The sequence below is a fragment of the Kribbella antiqua genome (genome assembly GCF_004345665.1).
Taxonomy (GTDB): domain Bacteria; phylum Actinomycetota; class Actinomycetes; order Propionibacteriales; family Kribbellaceae; genus Kribbella; species Kribbella antiqua.
In genome coordinates, this window is sequence record NZ_SLWR01000002.1 from 191,152 (window position 1) to 208,251 (window position 17,100).

Sequence of the window (17,100 nt, forward strand, 5' to 3'; positions counted from 1 at the left end):
CGGTGTGCCGGGCACTGTGCAGTCCATCGAGAGGGCTGCCGCTGTGCTGCGACTACTCGCCGCGGCACCGGACGGTCTGGGCGTCGCCGACCTCGGAAATGCACTCGGGCTGGCGAAAACGACAGTGCACGGGATCTTGCGGACGCTGCATCAAGTGGGGTTCGTCGAGCAGGACCACAGCGGCGCGCACTACCACCTGAGCGATGCGTTCGGCCGGCTCGGCGAGTCGTACCTCGACCCGAACGAGCTGCGCAGCCGCGCGATCAACTGGGCCGACTCGCTCGCCTCCCGCAGCGGCGAAGTCGTCCGCGTCGGCCGCCTGGTCGAAGGCAAGGTCGTCGTCGTACACCACGTTTTCCGGCCGGACGACAGCGACCAAGACCTCGACGTCGGTACGACGCTTCCGCCGCACGCATGCGCGTTGGGTAAAGCCGTCCTGGCGTTCGACACCAGCGGAGCCGCTCGGCCGCGCAAGCTGGAGGCGTTCACGACCAGAACGATCGTCGACCCCACCCGCCTCGCCGAGGAGTTGGCCTCGGTCCGCGCTCGCGAATGGGCGGCGGAGTTCGAGGAGCACACCGTAGAACTCGCCGGCATCGCCGCCCCGATCCGAGGCCTCGGCGGCCTGGTCGTCGGTGCCGTCGGCCTGACCGGAAGGATCGAGCGCATCTGCGACAGCCGCCTCCGCCATCGCCCCGACCTGGTCAGCATGGTTCGGGCCACCGCCGAGGCCATCGGTCGTGACCTCCGGGAGGACAACTGATGGCCGAGCGATATGTCGCGGCGGTGGACCAGGGGACCAACTCCAGCAGGTGCATCCTGTTCGACCGGCGGGGACGGCTGGTGTCGGTGGCGCAGCGCGAGCATCGGCAGCTGTTTCCGCGGCCGGGCTGGGTGGAGCACGACGCGGAAGAGATCTGGCGGAACGTGACCCGGGTGGTGCCGGCCGCGGTTCGGCAGATCGGCGCGGAGCCGTCGCAGATCGTTGCCATCGGCATCACCAATCAGCGGGAGACCAGTTTGCTCTGGGATCGCGCGACCGGCCGGCCGATCGGCAATGCCGTGGTCTGGCAGGACACCCGGACGGACCGGCTGGTGACCGAACTCGCCGGTGACGAGGGACCCGATCGGTTCCAGGACCTGTGCGGCTTGCCGTTGACGACGTACTTCTCGGCACCGCGACTGCGCTGGATGCTCGACCACACGCCGGGGCTGCGTCAGCGGGCCGAACGCGGCGAGGTCCTGTTCGGGACCATGGAGACCTGGCTGATCTGGAACTTCACCGGCGGCGCGAACGGCGGTCTGCACGTCACTGACGTGACGAACGCGAGCCGCACGATGCTGATGAACATCGAGACCCTCGAGTGGGACGACCAGTTGCTGGAGGCGTTCGACGTACCGCGGGCAGTGCTGCCCGAGATCCGGCCGTCTTCCGGGGTGTTCGCGACCGCGACCGAGGTGCTGCCCGGCGTACGCATCGGCGCCGCGCTCGGCGACCAGCAGGCCGCGCTGTTCGGGCAGACCTGCTTCAGCGCCGGTGAGGCGAAGTGCACGTACGGCACCGGATCGTTCCTGCTGCTGCACACCGGCCAGGAGATCGTTCGCTCGAAGCACGGGATGCTCACCACTGTCGCTTACCAGATCGGCGACGAGCCTGCGTCGTACGCGCTGGAAGGCTCGATGGCGGTGACCGGCTCGCTGGTGCAGTGGTTCCGTGACGGGCTCGGGCTGATCCACACCGCCGCCGAGATCGAGACGCTCGCCCGGACCGTCGAGGACAACGGTGGCGCCTACATCGTGCCGGCGTTCTCCGGCCTGTTCGCCCCGCATTGGCGCAGCGAGGCCCGTGGTGTGATCGCCGGCCTGACTGGCTACATCACCAAAGGCCACTTGGCTCGGGCGGTGCTGGAGGCGACCGGGTTCCAGACGCTCGAGGTGGTCGACGCGATGAATGCCGACTCCGGGATTGCGCTGACCGCATTGAAGGTCGACGGCGGAATGACGGCCAACAATTTGCTGATGCAATTCCTGGCCGATCTCCTCGACGTCCGGGTGGTACGCCCGATGGTCACCGAGACCGTCTCACTCGGTGCGGCGTACGCAGCAGGGCTGGCCGTCGGCTACTGGCCCGACCTTGAAGGACTCCGCAGCAACTGGCACCGCGCCGGCCAATGGCTGCCGCACATGGACCCGGCCCGCCGCGAGACGGAGTACGCCAACTGGAAAGCCGCGGTCCAACGCACCTTCAACTGGATCCGCCCGGACCAGTAATCACCCGATGCCCTGCGGCCCGCGGTCCTTCTTGGCAGTCGGGTGAGCACCCGAGGCAGCTCCGTCCCCACTCACGTGTGCCGTGGACGCGCTCCCGGGGCTCGCCATGCCTTGCCGGTAGTCGAAGATCTGAACCAACTGCACCGTCGGATCCGCGGGCGCCATATCCTCCTCGAGCTCTGCCAGCGCCGACAGGACCCTCTCAGTCGCGCGTCCGCTTACAGACGCCGGACTGTAACCCACGTCCTGCTGCCTCCGCCCCGCAGGCCACTGCAGGCTGGGCACCTGCCTGTCGATCGCCGTACTGAGCTTCTCGCGAGCTTCGCGACCCTTGTCCCCCGGAAGTTCCCGAAGGGGCGAGTTCCTCATCAGCGCGCCGGCAATCTGCCACGACTTCTGATTTCTCGGTGCGAGGTGAACCATCTCCACGAAGGCCACCGAGTCCATCCCGGCCTTCTCGCTCATGCGATCGAGGAAACCGTTGACGACCTGCTCGTTCTCCGTCAGCTTGCGCGGAGGCTGGTCCAGATCACTGGCGGTCCTGTCGTCTACGATCCCCGCGGTCTGCAGCCGGTTGACCAGGCGGCCGAAGTTTTCATTTACCCAGATCCGGTTGACCGTCTCGTGGAACTCCCACACAGGCTGCCTGTCGTCCTCCCGGCTGTATCGCAACCGGCTGCGTGGTGCGTTGTCCCGCAAGGGTGTTTCCGCTCCCTCCGCAACCGTGCTGACCAACCTGAACAGCGCATCGCGCTGCGCGTCGACCGCCGCCCGATCCTGCTCGCCCGAGCTCCGGGCGGTCAGCTCGCCCAGCAGCTCCAAATCGCGCCGCGGCATGGCTATGTGGCGGTTCGGCGTGGAGACAACGCGAGAATTCGACCTGATCGCGGTGAAGACGCTCGCCCGGATGTTGTCGTACCCCGGATCCTCGGCTCCGCTCAACTCCACCACTCGCGAGGCGATCTGCCCGGCCACCCCCAGCAGCCGATCGAGGCGCTCCTGCTGCCGCCGAGCCTTGTCGTCGGCCCGCTGCGCGGGTGTCCGGAGCAGTCGTCGCACCGGTCCGAGTTCTGACATCAGGTCTCCCGATCTCTCCGCATCCGGACTTGCGGCAGCATGCCACCGGCCGGGGTCAGGCAAGCTTTTCGAGGAGGACCGGCCATCACCGGTCCTCCCGCCTACACTGCACCCCATGGGACGACGGCCGACCGTGTACGACGTCGCCGCGCGAGCCGGCGTCTCGACGGCGACGGTGTCGTTCGCCTTCAGCCAGCCGGGCCGGGTGAAGCAGTCGACTCGTGAGCTGGTGCTGGCGACGGCTGCTGCGATTGGGTACGTCCCGAGTGCGAGTGCACGCGGGCTGGCCAAGGGGACCGCTGGGGCGATCGGGCTGTACTCGTTCGACTATCAGCTCGACCCCGGCGAGGCCGATCTACGACACTTCCCGCTGTACGTCGACGTAGTTCAGCGGGGCGTCCAGCTCGAGTGCCGCCGCCGCGGGTACGCGTTGATGCTCGGCGCCGGCCACAAGGACGGCGACCTGCCGGCGGTGATCGACATCGCCGGCCGCGTCGACGGGCTGATCGCATTCGCCGGTTCGGCTCCAAGCGAGGCGATCATCCAGGTGTCGAAGCGGATCCCGGTTGTCGAGCTCGGCAGCGGCATCGCCGGCGACGACGTCCACACTGTCGCGGTCGACAACCGCACCGGCATGACCGAGCTGACCGAACATCTCCTGCAGGTCCACGGTTTCCGCCGCTTCGTCTACCTCGGTCAGAGTCGCCTGCCGGAGTTCAGCTCCCGGTACGACGGTTTCGCGGCCGCACTCACCACGGCCGGCCTGCCCGTTCCGGAGCCGGCGCACAGCCAGCCGGGTGAAGACGCCGGTACGGAGAGCGTCGTACGCGGGTATCTCGACGAACTGCCGGACGTGTTCGTGTGCTCGACCGACCAGGAGGCACTGGTCGCGATCGACACATTGGTTGCCGCGGGCATCGACGTACCGGGGCAGGTCGCGGTCACCGGCTTCGACGGAATACTGGCCGGGCAGTTCGCCACGCCACGGCTGACCACGGTCCGGCAGCCGATGGAGGAGATCGGGCGCAGCGCCGTACGAATCCTGGCCGGCCTACTCGACGGCACCGCCCAGCCCGACCCGGCGCAGCTCCACGCGCCCTTCGTCCTGGGCACCAGCTGCGGCTGCTGAATTTCTTGATTGATCCGATGTTATGCGCTTAACTGCATCAGGTGACGACCACCACGCCCGTCATTGCCGGCTTCTATCCTGACCCGAGCATCTGCCGGGTCGGCGACGACTACTACCTCGCCACCTCGTCCTTCGAGTACTTCCCCGGCGTACCGCTGTTCCACAGCCGCGACCTGATCCACTGGGAGCAGCTCGGCAACATCCTCGACCGGCCGAGCCAACTGGAGATCGGCATCGGCGCCAGCCGGGGGATCTACGCCCCGACGCTGCGGTTCCACGACGGACGGTTCTGGCTGGTGACGACTAACGTGTCGCAGGCCAAGGGCCAGCTGATCGTGACCGCCGAGGATCCGCGCGGACCATGGACCGACCCGGTCTTCGTGGAAGATGCCGGCGGCATCGATCCCGATCTCGCCTGGGACCTGGACGGCCGCTGCTACCTCACCTGGACGACGTCCGCAGGCATCATGCAAGCGTCGGTTGACCCGGTCGCCGGGATCCTCCTCGAGGAGCCGAGGCGGATGTGGTCGGGCACGGGTCTCCAGTATCCGGAGGCGCCGCATCTGTATCACCGCGAGGGCTGGTGGTACCTGCTGATCGCGGAAGGCGGCACCGAACGCGGCCACAGCGTCTCCATCGCCCGCTCCCGCTCGATCACCGGCCCCTTCGAAGGGGCACCCGGCAACCCGATCTTCTCCCACCGCAGCACCCGCGAGCCGATCCAGAACGTCGGCCACTCCGACCTGGTCGAACTCCCCGACGGCACCTGGGCCGCTGTCTTCCTCGGCGTCCGCGCCCGCGGCGGTACGCCGCTCTTCCACACCAACGGCCGCGAGACCTTCCTGGCCGGGATCACCTGGTCCGACGGCTGGCCGACGTACGACGAATCTCGGTACGACGTAGCGGCCGTCGACCACTCCTTTACGGATGATCTCGCAGGGCTGCACCCACGGTGGATCTCGCCCGATGCGAACCCGTCGGAGCTCGTCAAAGACGGTCAGCTGTTGCCGGGCGGCCTGCTCGCCGTACGCGCCCGGGACGAGGCGTGGTCGTTCAGCGTGACAGTTGCCCCCAGCAACTTCCGGCAGGTGCTCCGGCTGGACGACCGGCACTGGTGCTCGCTCGACCTCTCCCCCGACCGCGTCGTCGCCCGCCTCCGAATCGGCCCACTCGAACAAGAACTCGCCTCTGCCCCGGTCACCGGTCCGGTGACGCTACGAATCACCGCGAAGGAGCCGACCTTCGGCGGCCCCGACGACATCGAACTCGGCTTCATCACTGGAACGACGTACAAAGAGCTGACCCGCTTCGACGGCCGCTACCTCTCCACCGAAGTAGCCGGCGGCTTCACCGGCCGCACCCTCGGCCTGCAATCCCTCGCCGAAGCTACGACCATCCACGAGGTGACTTACACGAGCCGCACATGATCTGCTGAAGGTGCATGACCCGCCGGGGGAAGAACCGGCGATCGTGAGCCCGACGACGTCTGCGGCGTACCTGCGGGCTGGTGAATCCATTGGGCTCGGCGTCGAGGCGGAGCACGCCACCTCCAAGTCGGCACCGTAGCGACGCGCCAGCTCGGCGCGACGCTGACCGGGCACTCCCCCGAGCGTGACGATCTGGGCGGCTAGTACCTCCAAGACCATGGTCCGCGGGTTGCTCGAGGACGATGGTTTGGCTTCGATCTCTTCCAGCCTTCATCCCGCATGGCAACCGGGGCGAGGGCGGTGGGGACCTGCGTGAGGCGGGAGCGCTGCCTGCAGGACGGCCGGCGCGCCCTGCCACCGCAGCCACAGCAGGCGGAGCGTCTTCTCACCGCCCCGCACCGCCGCTTGAGCCCCTCAACGGGCACCATGCTCACCCCGGGCTGACCGTGGATCCACTGATGGCACAGCAACCACCTCTCGCATATCCGTTTCGGCGGGGTCTTGGAGTGTGATGTTTCCCCTTGTGGATAAGGGATTCTGGGTAGATCGGCGACTTGGCAGGCACGATCCGGGTCGCGTAAGATCGAACACATGTTCGAAGGAGATCTGACCTCGCTGTCGACGGCCGACCTACTCGAGTCCGCCGCCGACCACCGCGCCGCGGCCAACCGGGTCGACGCGCGGCTCCTCGAACACGCCCAGCTCTACGCCGACCGCTTCCACCCCGACAAGTGCCCGACCCGCCCCGGACGCACATCCTCCGGCGGCCGCGAACGCGCGATCGTGCTCGGCGGCGACGGCTGCCCGGAGATCGCCGAGTTCGCCCCCGCCGAGTTCGGTGTGGTGGTCGGGGTGTCCACCGGTGTCGCGGCACGGCTGATCGGCGAGGCCCTCGCACTGCGGCACCGGTTCCCGTTCATCTGGGCCAAGGTCCGCTCGGGTGAGGCGACGCCGTGGAAGGCGCGGCAGATCGCCGCCGCCTGCCTGAAACTGTCCGAAGACGCCGCCCGCTACGTCGACCAACGCGTCGCCGGCATCGTGGACACGATCACGCCGTACCGGCTGGACAAGATCATCACCGCGGCCCGGTTCCACGCCGACGCCGCGGCCGCACGGGCGGAGGCCGAACAGAAGGCTCGTGAACGCGGCGTCTTCGTCGCCCGTGGCAGCGACCACGGCACCACCACCATCTACATCCGCACCTCCACCGGCAACGCGAAGCGCTACGACGCCACCATCGACGGCATCGCCGAGGCCCTAAAGGTCTTCGGCGACACCCGCTCCCTCAACGCACGCCGCGCCGAAGCCGTCGGCATCATCGCCGACCCCCGCTACACCGAACAACTCCTCCTCCAAGCCCAAGCCCACCACGCCCAATCCACCGCCCAGCCCGACGACGCCAGTGCGGAAGACGGCGACGCCCACGCCGAGGACGACACCGAGGCCACCCTCGACGCAGGGGACAACGCCGACGCGCCCACCGACACCGAGGATGACGCCGACGCGCCCACCGACACCGAGGATGACGCCAGCGCCTGCATCGGCACCGGCACCGACGTCGACGACGGCGCGATGCCGCAGCCCGCCACCGCCACCGCTCCTTCGGCTGATGCATCCCGCCCTGGGTCTCCGACGACCAACCCCGCAGAGCACGCCACCATGCTCGACGACACCCCCTGCGCCGGCGCATCCAACCCGGTGCCGCCGGCAACCAATCCCGGCGACTCAGACGCCACACCCGGCGGGTTTGGCGTTGCCCCGATCATCGCCCCGAGCAACTACCTCGGCGGACGACTGCGCCCGGCCGCGGATGCCGCCACCGCCGATGAGGAGCGACTGGATGGGTGGGAGACCCACTGGTGTGAGCCCGGCCCGGACGAGGAAGCCGACCGCGACGCACCCCACCCCAGCCAAACCGACCTGCCCGACCCCCTCGACACCCCCAGCCCCATCCCCGAACCCTGGGACAACCCAGACGGATCACACGCCGACGACGACGCCGGAGAGCCGATGGACTCGGCCGCATGGCGCGCGCTCCAGGCCCGGCTGGCCCAGATCAAGCACGACGCCCACGCCACCCCGCGTGCGGCTCACGCTAACAGCGACCGCCCTGGAGCCACCGGCACCATGCACGGCACTCCCATGCCCCCCGACCGGACACGTCTGCCCTCTGGTGGAGCCGTCGTGCCCTCCGGCGGGACACCCAGACTCTCCGACGGAACCTCCAGGCACGCCGACGGCACACCTGCCGCCTCCGGCGGGACACCCGTGCCCTCCGATGGAACCCGCACGCTCTCTGACGGACGCCTGATACCTGCCGACGGGACACCCAAGCGCTCCGGTCTGTCCGACGGGACACCCATGCCCACCGACGGGACATCTATGCCCTCTCGCGGAACACCCATGTCCGCTGACGGGACCGCGATGTCCTCAGGTACCCGTGGCACCGGCGGTCGCGCGGGTGGTGGTCGGTTGCGGCCGGGAAAGACCGAGATCTATGTGCACCTCACCGACCACACCCTCGCCACCGGCACCGGCGTCCTGCGCGTCGAGGAACTCGGCCCGCACCTCGCCGCCCAACTCACCGAACTCATCGGCCACGGACCCTACGTCGTCAAACCCGTCATCGACCTCAACCACCCCATCGCCGTCGACGCCTACGAAATCCCCGACCGCATCCGCGAACGCGTCAAACTCATCCACCCCGCCGAACAATTCCCCTACGGCACCACCGAGACCACCACCACCACCGACCTCGACCACATCCAGCCCTACAACCCCCAAGGCCCAACCGAGCAGACCAGCACCACCAACCTCGCACCGATCACCCGGTTCCACCACCGGCTCAAAACCCACGGCCGCTGGAAAGTACGCCGCCTCGACCCCACAACCCTCGAATGGACCACACCCCACGGCTTCGTCTTCCACGTCGACCCCACCGGGACGCATCGCGTCCCAGCACCCGACTCGACCTGACGACCTCAGCTGTCCGTGATGGGGGCCGCGTGGGCTTCCTCGAAGCCGGCGGCTGCGAGGCGGTCGAGGGTCTTCTCGAGTACGGCGGTGTCCTCGAGTGTCCGGACCTCGGTGATCTTGCCCCACTTCATCCGCAGGAACTGGTGTACGACGTTCTGGTAGCGGGAGCCGTCGACAACGCCGACGTCGACCGTCACGGCGGTGGCGACGCGGGTGTCCCACGGCCAGCCCGCGACGAGGACGTCCTGCACGTCGAAGCGGGTGTTCGGCAACAACCGGAAGCACCGCTCCCACCACCGCCGCAGCGCGTCGTGCGTGTGCCGCTCCCCCGCCAGCGCATGGTCGCCGTAGAAGCGGTAGGTGAACGACGGCGCCATCCCGGCGACCATCGCCTCCCAGTTGCCCTTGCTGATCTCGGCGAACGCCTTCCGCACCTGCGCCGCCACGAACCGGTGGTACATGAGTCCCCTCTCATCAGCAGTCACCACCACCCTAGGGATGGTGAGTTCAATGACGCAACTGACTACGATGGTGACATGCGGAACACCAGCTTCGCCTCGATGCACTGCTCACTCGCTCAGTCCCTGGAGGTCATCGGCGACTGGTGGACACCCCTTGTCCTGCGCGATCTGTACCTGGGCCTCGACCGGTTCGACCAGCTCGTCACCGACCTCGGAATCTCCCGCAACCTGCTCACCGATCGCCTCGGCACGCTGATGAACGGCGGCCTGGTCGCGCGTACGGCGTACCAGGAGAACCCGGTTCGCTACGCCTACAGCCTCACCGAGGCCGGCCGCGAGCTGATCCCCATCCTGCTGGCCCTCACCGCCTGGGGCGACCGCTGGGCCACACCACCAGCCGGCCAACCCCTCCGCTTCACCCACACCACCTGCGGCAAAACCACCACCCCAACCGTCTCCTGCTCAGAATGCGGCGAAGCCCTCACAGCAGCCGACGTCACCCCCACCCCAGGCCCAGGCGGCCGAACCGCCCCGGGAACCGCCCTGATTGCCTCAGTTTTGTGAGTCGCGCCAGGTGATCCATTGGCGGGCGGTGTCGAGGTTGTAGTCGGGGCCGCTGGTGGAGAGGGTGAAGAGGGTGGCGCCGGCGTCTAGCAACTCTGGTCCGGAGAGGCGTGGGTCGCCGCCTACGTGGACGGAGCGTTCGATTTCTAAGGGGTTCCGGCCGAGCTCGGCGCAGTACTGGTCGAGGAGCGCGGTTTTGCGGGCGAAGTCTTCGCCCTCGGCGAAGGTGTTCCAGATGTCGGCGTGGCGGGCGACCACGCGGAGCATCTTCTGCTCGCCGCCGCCGGCGATCAGGATCGGCAGCTTGCGGACCGGCGACGGGTTCAGTACGGCGAGCCGCGCCGAGATCCGCGGCAGCGCAGCGGCCAACTCGGCCACCCGCCGGCCGGCAGACGGGAACTCGTAGCCGTACTCGAGGAACTCCCGCTCCTTGAAGCCTGCGCCGATCCCGAACACGACCCGGCCGCCGCTGATGTGATCGACGGTCCGCGCCATGTCCGCGAGCAGATCGGGGTTGCGGTAGCTGTTGCAGCTCACCAGAACGCCGAGCTCGATCCGCGAAGTCTGCTCGGCCCAGGCACCGAGAATCGACCACCCCTCGAAGTGCTTGCCGTCAGCAACCTTGCCGAGCGGCAAGAAGTGGTCCCAGGTGAAGAGGATGTCCGCCCCGAGCGCCTCGACCTCGGCGGCGGCGCGCCGGATGTCGGCGTACGACGCCCGTTGTGGCGCCAACTGGACGCCGATCCGTACCGGTCTCACCGGGCGAGGATACGCCCCCGGATCAGCTGGATACTCAGTACGACGACCCAGACCCAGAAGAGCGAATACGGGATCAACCAGATCGGGGTGGTCCAGAACGCGCGGCCGGCGACGAAGCCGACAGCCGCGACAATCGCCAGCCAGCCGAGCCACTGCGGCAGAGACCGCGATTCGAGGGTGATCCAGCCGGCCGCGGTCAGAAACCCGGCCAGCGCGACCCAGCTGTTGGCGAAGCCCAGGTTGCCCATATCGAAGGCATAGCGGGCGATCTGCGGATCCACGCCGTCGTCGATCCGGTAGGCCGCGAGCTCCCAGCCCGGGCTCATCAGCAGCGCCACGAAGACGATCCCGAAGACGAGCGCGACGGCCGAACGCCAGGCCGGCCGGTCCTCGACCTCGCGCAGAACAGTCGATACGCCGGCCACGAAGAAGCCAAGCGCCACCACGGCGAGCAACCCCAGGACGGTGCCGATGGCATATAACGTCTCGTTGCGTGCCTCGAGGAAGCGCTGGATTTCTGCCGCCGGTGCGTCGAACTCCGGCTCGGCACCACCGACCTGAACCAGCGCCTGACTGACCGCCACCAGGACCAGGCCGGCCAGGCCCGCGATCCCCGTGGTGACGAACATCTGCCGACTTGTTGCTTCCAGCCCCATAATCACCCCTCCCGTGGCTCACCTCGAGTAAGCCACGGAAGGGCTGCGACAGTCCAGAGGTCAGGCCGGCGACACGATGTCCGGGGCCTCCAAGCGAACCTTGTCGGCGGACTCGTCGTCGGGCTGGTCCTGGGAGTCGCGTTCGGACTGGACCCGGCGCAGGTAGAACGACACCTCGCGCTCGATCGTCGCCTCGTCCCAGCCGAGGATCGGAGCCACCAACCGTGCCGCGGCTTCGGCGGCGCCCACGCCCCGGTCCCAGGCCTCGATCGAGATCCGGGTCCGGCGGGCCAGGATGTCGTCGAGATGCCGGGCACCCTCCGCCTTGGCGCCGTAGACGATCTCGGCCTTCAGGTAGTCCTGTGTGCCCGGCAGTTGCTCGCCGAGCGACGGGTCCTCCTCGACGAGTTCCAGCACCTCTTCGACCAGAGCGCCGTACCGGTTGAGCAGGTGCTCGATCCGGGCGACGTGCAGGCCGGAGCGCTGCGCGATCAGGTGCCGCTGGTTCCACAGCGCGTGGTAGCCGTCGGCGCCGACGAGTGGGATGTTCTTGGTGACGCACTTCGGCACTCGTCCGTCGAGTGCGTTGGCGACGGCGTCGATCGCGTCCTTGGCCATCACCCGGTACGTCGTGTATTTGCCGCCGGCAACCACTACCAGCCCCGGCGCGGCATGTGCGACGACGTGTTCGCGGGACAGCTTGGATGTGCTCTCCGACTCACCGGCGAGCAGCGGCCGCAGTCCGGCGTACACGCCCTCCACGTCCTCCCGGGTGAGCGGCGTGGTCAGGACGGCGTTGACGTGGTCGAGCAGGTACTCGATGTCTTTGCTGGTCGCCGCCGGGTGCGCCTTGTCGAGGTTCCAGTCGGTGTCGGTGGTGCCGATCAGCCAGTGCCGGCCCCACGGGATGATGAACAGCACCGACTTCTCGGTGCGCAGGATCATCCCGCTGCTGGACTGGATCCGGTCCTTCGGCACGACGAGATGGATCCCCTTCGAGGCACGGACGTGATACTGGCCGCGCTCCCCCACCATCGCCTGCGTGTCGTCGGTCCACACGCCCGTCGCGTTCACCACCTGCTTGGCCCGGACCTCGAACTCGCGACCGCTCTCCAGGTCCTTCGCCTGCACCCCGGTCACCCGCTCGCCCTGGCGCAGGAACCCGGTCACCTTCACCCGGTTCGCCACATGAGCGCCGTACGACGCCGCCGTACGAGCGAGCTCCATCGTGTGCCGGGCGTCGTCGACCTGGGCGTCGTAGTACTGCAAGGCGCCGACGAGCGCGGACTTCTTGAGCGATGGGACCAGCCGCATCGCGCCGCGCCGGGTCAGGTGCCGGTGGATCGGCAGCCCGGCGCCGAGGCCCGAGCTGACGGCCATGCCGTCGTACAGCGCAACACCGGCGCCGGCGTAGAACCGCTCCCACCACCGGTGCTGCAATGGGTAGAGGAACGGCACCGGCTTCACCAGATGTGGTGCCAGGCGTTGCAGGAGCAGGCCGCGCTCCTGCAACGCCTCGTGCACCAGACGGAAGTCGAGCATCTCCAGGTAGCGCAGCCCGCCGTGGATCAACTTGCTGGACCGGCTGGAGGTACCGCTCGCGAAGTCGCGGGCCTCCAGCAGTCCGGTGGTCAGGCCCCGGGTCGCGGCGTCGAGTGCCGAGCCTGTGCCGACCACCCCGCCACCGATCACCAGGACGTCCAGTTCCCGCCCGTCGGCCATCGCGTCGATGGCCGCGGCCCTCGTTTGCGGCGACAGAGCCACTACACCCACAGTGCTCAACCCTTCCTTCTACCTACGTGATCAGTCGACGTCGACCCAGTCGAGCGTGCGCTGGACGGCCTTCTGCCAGCCCGCGTACCCCTTGGCCCGCTGGTCGTCGTCCCACTGCGGCTCCCACCGCTTGTCCTCGTTCCAGTTCTGCACGAGTTCGTCCTTGTTCTTCCAGAACCCGACGGCCAGGCCGGCCGCGTACGCCGCCCCGAGTGCGGTCGTCTCCGCGACGACCGGCTTGCTCACCGAGACGCCGAGGATGTCGGCCTGCATCTGCATGCAGAGCTCGTTCGCGGTGACTCCACCGTCCACCTTGAGCACCTCGAGCTTCACGCCGGAGTCCTTCTCCATCGCGTCTGCCACGTCCTTGCTCTGGTAGCAGATCGCTTCCAGTGTTGCGCGGGCCAGGTGAGCGTTGGTGTTGAACCGCGACAGCCCGACGATCGCGCCGCGGGCGTCCGAACGCCAGTACGGCGCGAACAGGCCGGAGAAGGCGGGCACGAAGTACACGCCACCGTTGTCCGCGACCTGCCGGGCCAGCGTCTCGGTCTCACTCGCACCGGAGATGATGCCGAGCTGGTCGCGCAGCCACTGCACCGCGGACCCAGTCACCGCGATCGATCCCTCGAGGGCGTAGACCGGCGCTTCGTCGCCGAACTTGTAGCACATCGTGCTGAGCAGGCCGGCCTTCGAGCGGACCAGCTCTGTGCCGGTGTTCAGCAGCATGAAGTTGCCGGTGCCGTAGGTGTTCTTGGCCTCGCCCGGGTTGAAGCAGACCTGACCGACAGTCGCCGCCTGCTGGTCGCCGAGGTCGCCGGTCAGCGGCACGACCCCGCCGAGCGGGCCGTTGGCCAGCGTCTCGCCGTACTTGTTCGGATCCGACGACGGCCGGATCTCGGGCAGCATCGACCGCGGGATGTTGAAGAACGAGATCAGCTCGTCGTCCCAGTCGAGCGTCTCCAGGTTCATCAGCATGGTCCGGCTGGCATTCGTCACATCGGTGATGTGTACGCCGCCGTCCGTCCCGCCGGTGAGGTTCCACAGCAGCCAGGTGTCGGTGTTGCCGAAGACGGCGTCACCGGCCTCGGCGGCCTCGCGGACCCCGTCGACGTTCTCCAGGATCCACTGCACCTTGCCGGCCGAGAAGTACGTCGCGGGCGGCAGGCCGGCCTTCTGCCGGATCACGTCGCCCTTGCCCTCGCGTTCGAGCGCGGAGGCGATCCGGTCGGTCCGGGTGTCCTGCCAGACGATCGCGTTGTAGTACGGCCGGCCGGTCTTGCGGTTCCACACCACAGCGGTCTCGCGCTGGTTGGTGATGCCGAGCGCCGCCAGGTCGCTCGCCTGCAGTCCCTGCGCGTTCATCGCGGTCCGGATCACCGAGCTGGTGCGTTCCCAGATCTCCACCGGGTTGTGCTCGACCCAGCCGGCCTGCGGCAGGATCTGCTCGTGCTCCAGCTGGTGGATGCCCACCTCGTTGCCGGAATGGTCGAAGATCATGAAGCGGGTGCTCGTGGTGCCCTGGTCGACGGCACCGACGAAGTCAGCCATGGAAAGTCCTCTCCTCACAAACGATGCTCATGCCGCCCTCTCCTCCTCCGGGATCTGGCCGGGCTCTTCCTCGTCCGAGATCGGCAGGTTGCGGCCGACCAGCAGGTCGTACAGGAACGCGCCGACCAGGGCGCCGATGATCGGTGCCACGATCGGCACCCAGAAATAGAGATCCCCGAATTGATCTTTGAAGGCCCCTCCGTACCCGGTGAAGAAGGAGGCCAGCCGCGGGCCGAAGTCACGCGCGGGGTTGATCGCGTACCCCGCGTTGGTACCCCACGCCATTCCGATGCCGACCACCAGGAGGCCGACGACGAACGGCGCGATGTTCGCCGCGGGAGCCGTGTTGCGCAGGTCGGTGATCGCCAGGATGACGAACATCAGGATCGCCGTACCGATGATCTGGTCCCGGAAACCGCCCCACATGTGGACGCCGATATCCGCGCCGTTACCCGGCAGGGTGGAGAACACCCCCTGGCTCTTGACGGTGAGCCCGGGGTCGAACTTGTTCAGTGCCTCGGTGTAGTTCCAGCGAACCACGAGCGCCGCCAGGAACGCTCCGAGGAACTGTGCCACCGAGTACGGCAGCACCTTCTTCCAGCTGAACCCGCGGAACGCCGCCAGCGCGATCGTCACCGCCGGATTCAGATGCGCACCAGTCATCCGGCCCGCGGTGTAGATACCCAGCATCACACCGAGCCCCCACGCCCACGCGATCGAGTCGTGATCCCCGATCCCGCCCGCCACCACCTGGGCGACGACGCCGCAGCCGAACAGGATCAGGATGAACGTACCGGCCAGCTCGGCAGAACATTCCCTCAGTAGGGTTTTCTCCTTGACCGCTTCGGTCTCTGCCATGTCCCCGCTGCCTCCCTTCCCCTCTAGCGAGCCGTGACGACCACGGCTGGCTGGAATCTAAGAGCGTTAGCGGAGCGGCACAACGCCAGTCGTTCGACATTGTCGAACGACGCCCACCGGAGTGGCTGTTGCGACACTCAGTGAGCTCTCACCGCAACGTGCAGCTCCCTCCCGGCCCGGCCACCACGGCCCGCAACCCAGCCTCCCCAGCAGCCACCGGCAGGCTCACATCGAGCGCATCCAGTACGGCGCCGACGTCGCCAGGCCGCGGATACGTCGCGCTGAACTCGACCAGTTCGGCACTCGGCAGCCCAGACGCAGCCGGGTGCCGGCTCGAGCCCCAATCGATCACAAACGGCACAATCCCGTCGTACGGCGGAGGATCCGCCAACGCAAGCCGCCAGCTCAACAACTCGCCGGTTGGTGTCGCCCGGCTCATCGGCAGGACCGCCCCGAGGTCCACGCCGGCTTCCCTGGCCGCGATCACGGCTGCGTCGATGTCGTCCGGCCGGACCGCCCAGGTGACCAGCTTGTCGGCTGTCAGCTCGTCGATCCCGAACCACGCGGGCTGCGTCCCCGGCCGTTCGAGATCGGGCCCGATGATCTCGAGGTACGACGTAGGCCCGAGCCCGACGAGATAGTTCCGGGTCCCCCGGCCCTCATGCCGTCCCCCTTCGACCGGCTGAACCCCGGTGGCAACGGCGAATCGCTCCACGGCGGCAGAAAGGTCGCGAGTAGCGAACACAAGATGGTCCAGCATCGAAGCCATACGCCCAGAGGTACCACGTGGCAGGAACAGGTCATGCCGGCGGCATTTTCGGTGAGCTTTCGTCCGGGGTGGGTTGAGTTGGCCGGTTCGTACGGGCGCTGCGGCCCACTCGGAGATCGTCACGCCGTTGCGCGTGGACGGCTGGGGCGGAACCACACCGGCTGCGGCCCGGCGGTTCGTGTTCCTCTGGGACCCGTCGATTTCCCTGAACAACAAGGACTTCCCGACCTGCGCGAGCTCCGTCGTACGTGCGCAAGGCCCGGCAGCATGCCCAGCCGAATCGCACGTCGGCGGCGGTACGTCGACCAACCTGCAGGGCGAGACCACGCCGGTCTACCTACTCAACACCCGCTATGCCAACGGCGCCTACGGCCTGATCGTCTCCATCCCCGCGGCCGGCGTCGTACTCGACCAAACCCTCGAGAAGGCGGCCGCGCCGTACCGCCACACCTACAAGCTCGCCATGACGAGATCATCCCGCCGACCTCCACCCCACCCGAGCAGCGCACCGGCACCTCCCGCTTCCAACTAACCTTCGGCGCGACCCGCACCATCAACAACCCCGACGGCACCACCAAGACCGTCAGCCTGGTCGAAAGCAGCGCACCACGTCACAAGCCCCTGAACTTCGCCCTGTGGAGCCACTTCACCACCGGCCAGACCGCCCTGCCCTCCACGACCACGAAGATCTCCGGCTGACACCGGACCGCCAGCCCATCACAATGACCGCTCATTCCCGCCTTCCCGGTGGACGCAGGGCCCCGCCGCCCAATCGTGAGGGCCTGGCGGTCCGCACACGGAGGCGGGACCGAGCGATCGTCAGAAACGGTCG

Annotated in this window: 15 protein-coding genes; 7 read left to right on the forward strand and 8 right to left on the reverse strand. The window is 68.0% G+C overall.

The annotated features are described in order from the left end of the window. The first annotated feature begins 4 nt into the window (after positions 1–4). Together EV646_RS06955 and glpK (EV646_RS06960) are read left to right on the forward strand one after the other, a co-directional pair. On the forward strand, positions 5–763 hold the full coding sequence (locus EV646_RS06955; RefSeq protein ID WP_132145186.1) for an IclR family transcriptional regulator: 759 nt from the start codon (positions 5–7) through the stop codon (positions 761–763). Then, positions 763–2,271 carry a glycerol kinase GlpK gene (gene glpK, locus EV646_RS06960; protein ID WP_132145188.1) on the forward strand — a complete coding sequence of 503 codons (1,509 nt, stop codon included), beginning with the start codon at positions 763–765 and terminating at the stop codon, positions 2,269–2,271. Before EV646_RS06955 ends, glpK (EV646_RS06960) begins: the two co-directional genes overlap by 1 nt. Here the strand turns inward: glpK (EV646_RS06960) and EV646_RS06965 are convergent, their stop codons facing one another. Further along, positions 2,272–3,348 (reverse strand): hypothetical protein, encoded by a 1,077-nt coding sequence (locus EV646_RS06965; RefSeq protein ID WP_132145190.1) that lies wholly within the window; start codon positions 3,346–3,348, stop codon positions 2,272–2,274. A gap of 115 nt (positions 3,349–3,463) precedes the next feature. Between EV646_RS06965 and EV646_RS06970 the strand changes: the two genes are divergently transcribed. The 3 genes from EV646_RS06970 (at position 3,464) to EV646_RS06980 (ending at position 8,880) form a co-directional block, all read left to right on the forward strand. Further along, entirely contained in the window at positions 3,464–4,477 is a 1,014-nt protein-coding gene (locus EV646_RS06970) for a LacI family DNA-binding transcriptional regulator (protein WP_132145192.1), read from the forward strand. A gap of 41 nt (positions 4,478–4,518) precedes the next feature. Continuing rightward, positions 4,519–5,904, forward strand: a complete 1,386-nt coding sequence (locus EV646_RS06975) for a glycoside hydrolase family 43 protein (protein WP_132145194.1) — start codon at positions 4,519–4,521, stop codon at positions 5,902–5,904. Positions 5,905–6,495: 591 nt separating this feature from the next. Continuing rightward, positions 6,496–8,880 (forward strand): hypothetical protein, encoded by a 2,385-nt coding sequence (locus EV646_RS06980; protein WP_132145196.1) that lies wholly within the window; start codon positions 6,496–6,498, stop codon positions 8,878–8,880. Between the two features lie 5 nt (positions 8,881–8,885). Here the strand turns inward: EV646_RS06980 and EV646_RS06985 are convergent, their stop codons facing one another. Next, the gene (locus EV646_RS06985) at positions 8,886–9,365 is read right to left on the reverse strand and encodes a nuclear transport factor 2 family protein (protein ID WP_241995495.1); all 480 of its coding nucleotides are present in this window, start codon (positions 9,363–9,365) and stop codon (positions 8,886–8,888) included. A gap of 51 nt (positions 9,366–9,416) precedes the next feature. Between EV646_RS06985 and EV646_RS06990 the strand changes: the two genes are divergently transcribed. Then, positions 9,417–9,905, forward strand: a complete 489-nt coding sequence (locus EV646_RS06990; protein ID WP_132145200.1) for a winged helix-turn-helix transcriptional regulator — start codon at positions 9,417–9,419, stop codon at positions 9,903–9,905. Here EV646_RS06990 and EV646_RS06995 read toward each other — a convergent pair. The 6 genes from EV646_RS06995 to EV646_RS07020 all read right to left on the reverse strand — a co-directional run bounded on the left by EV646_RS06995 (position 9,894) and on the right by EV646_RS07020 (position 16,259). Then, positions 9,894–10,664: an LLM class F420-dependent oxidoreductase gene (locus EV646_RS06995; protein ID WP_132145202.1), complete on the reverse strand. Its 771-nt coding sequence runs from the start codon at positions 10,662–10,664 to the stop codon at positions 9,894–9,896. The two genes, EV646_RS06990 and EV646_RS06995, sit on opposite strands and share 12 nt — an antisense overlap. Continuing rightward, complete coding sequence (locus EV646_RS07000; RefSeq protein ID WP_132145204.1) at positions 10,661–11,320, reverse strand: hypothetical protein; 660 nt, start codon at positions 11,318–11,320, stop codon at positions 10,661–10,663. Before EV646_RS07000 ends, EV646_RS06995 begins: the two co-directional genes overlap by 4 nt. Before the next feature lie 60 nt (positions 11,321–11,380). Further along, positions 11,381–13,093 carry a glycerol-3-phosphate dehydrogenase/oxidase gene (locus tag EV646_RS07005; RefSeq protein WP_241995496.1) on the reverse strand — a complete coding sequence of 571 codons (1,713 nt, stop codon included), beginning with the start codon at positions 13,091–13,093 and terminating at the stop codon, positions 11,381–11,383. A 30-nt stretch (positions 13,094–13,123) separates the two neighbouring features. After that, entirely contained in the window at positions 13,124–14,641 is a 1,518-nt protein-coding gene (gene glpK, locus EV646_RS07010; RefSeq protein WP_132145206.1) for a glycerol kinase GlpK, read from the reverse strand. Positions 14,642–14,668: 27 nt separating this feature from the next. Then, complete coding sequence (locus tag EV646_RS07015; protein WP_132145208.1) at positions 14,669–15,499, reverse strand: MIP/aquaporin family protein; 831 nt, start codon at positions 15,497–15,499, stop codon at positions 14,669–14,671. A gap of 148 nt (positions 15,500–15,647) precedes the next feature. Continuing rightward, positions 15,648–16,259 carry a VOC family protein gene (locus tag EV646_RS07020; RefSeq protein WP_199236850.1) on the reverse strand — a complete coding sequence of 204 codons (612 nt, stop codon included), beginning with the start codon at positions 16,257–16,259 and terminating at the stop codon, positions 15,648–15,650. 82 nt (positions 16,260–16,341) lie between these two features. On the opposite strand from EV646_RS07020, the gene EV646_RS07025 reads away from it, so the two are divergent. Further along, positions 16,342–16,800, forward strand: a complete 459-nt coding sequence (locus tag EV646_RS07025; protein ID WP_132145212.1) for a hypothetical protein — start codon at positions 16,342–16,344, stop codon at positions 16,798–16,800. Positions 16,801–17,100 lie beyond the last annotated feature (300 nt).

Coding starts and splice junctions, on each gene's coding strand:
- EV646_RS07015 (WP_132145208.1), bottom strand. CDS start 15,499: ATGGCAGAGACCGAAGCGGTCAAGGAGAAAACCCTACTGAGGGAATGT.
- glpK (WP_132145188.1), top strand. CDS start 763: ATGGCCGAGCGATATGTCGCGGCGGTGGACCAGGGGACCAACTCCAGC.
- EV646_RS06990 (WP_132145200.1), top strand. CDS start 9,417: ATGCGGAACACCAGCTTCGCCTCGATGCACTGCTCACTCGCTCAGTCC.
- glpK (WP_132145206.1), bottom strand. CDS start 14,641: ATGGCTGACTTCGTCGGTGCCGTCGACCAGGGCACCACGAGCACCCGC.
- EV646_RS06980 (WP_132145196.1), top strand. CDS start 6,496: ATGTTCGAAGGAGATCTGACCTCGCTGTCGACGGCCGACCTACTCGAG.
- EV646_RS07020 (WP_199236850.1), bottom strand. CDS start 16,259: ATGCTGGACCATCTTGTGTTCGCTACTCGCGACCTTTCTGCCGCCGTG.
- EV646_RS06970 (WP_132145192.1), top strand. CDS start 3,464: ATGGGACGACGGCCGACCGTGTACGACGTCGCCGCGCGAGCCGGCGTC.
- EV646_RS07000 (WP_132145204.1), bottom strand. CDS start 11,320: ATGGGGCTGGAAGCAACAAGTCGGCAGATGTTCGTCACCACGGGGATC.
- EV646_RS06965 (WP_132145190.1), bottom strand. CDS start 3,348: ATGTCAGAACTCGGACCGGTGCGACGACTGCTCCGGACACCCGCGCAG.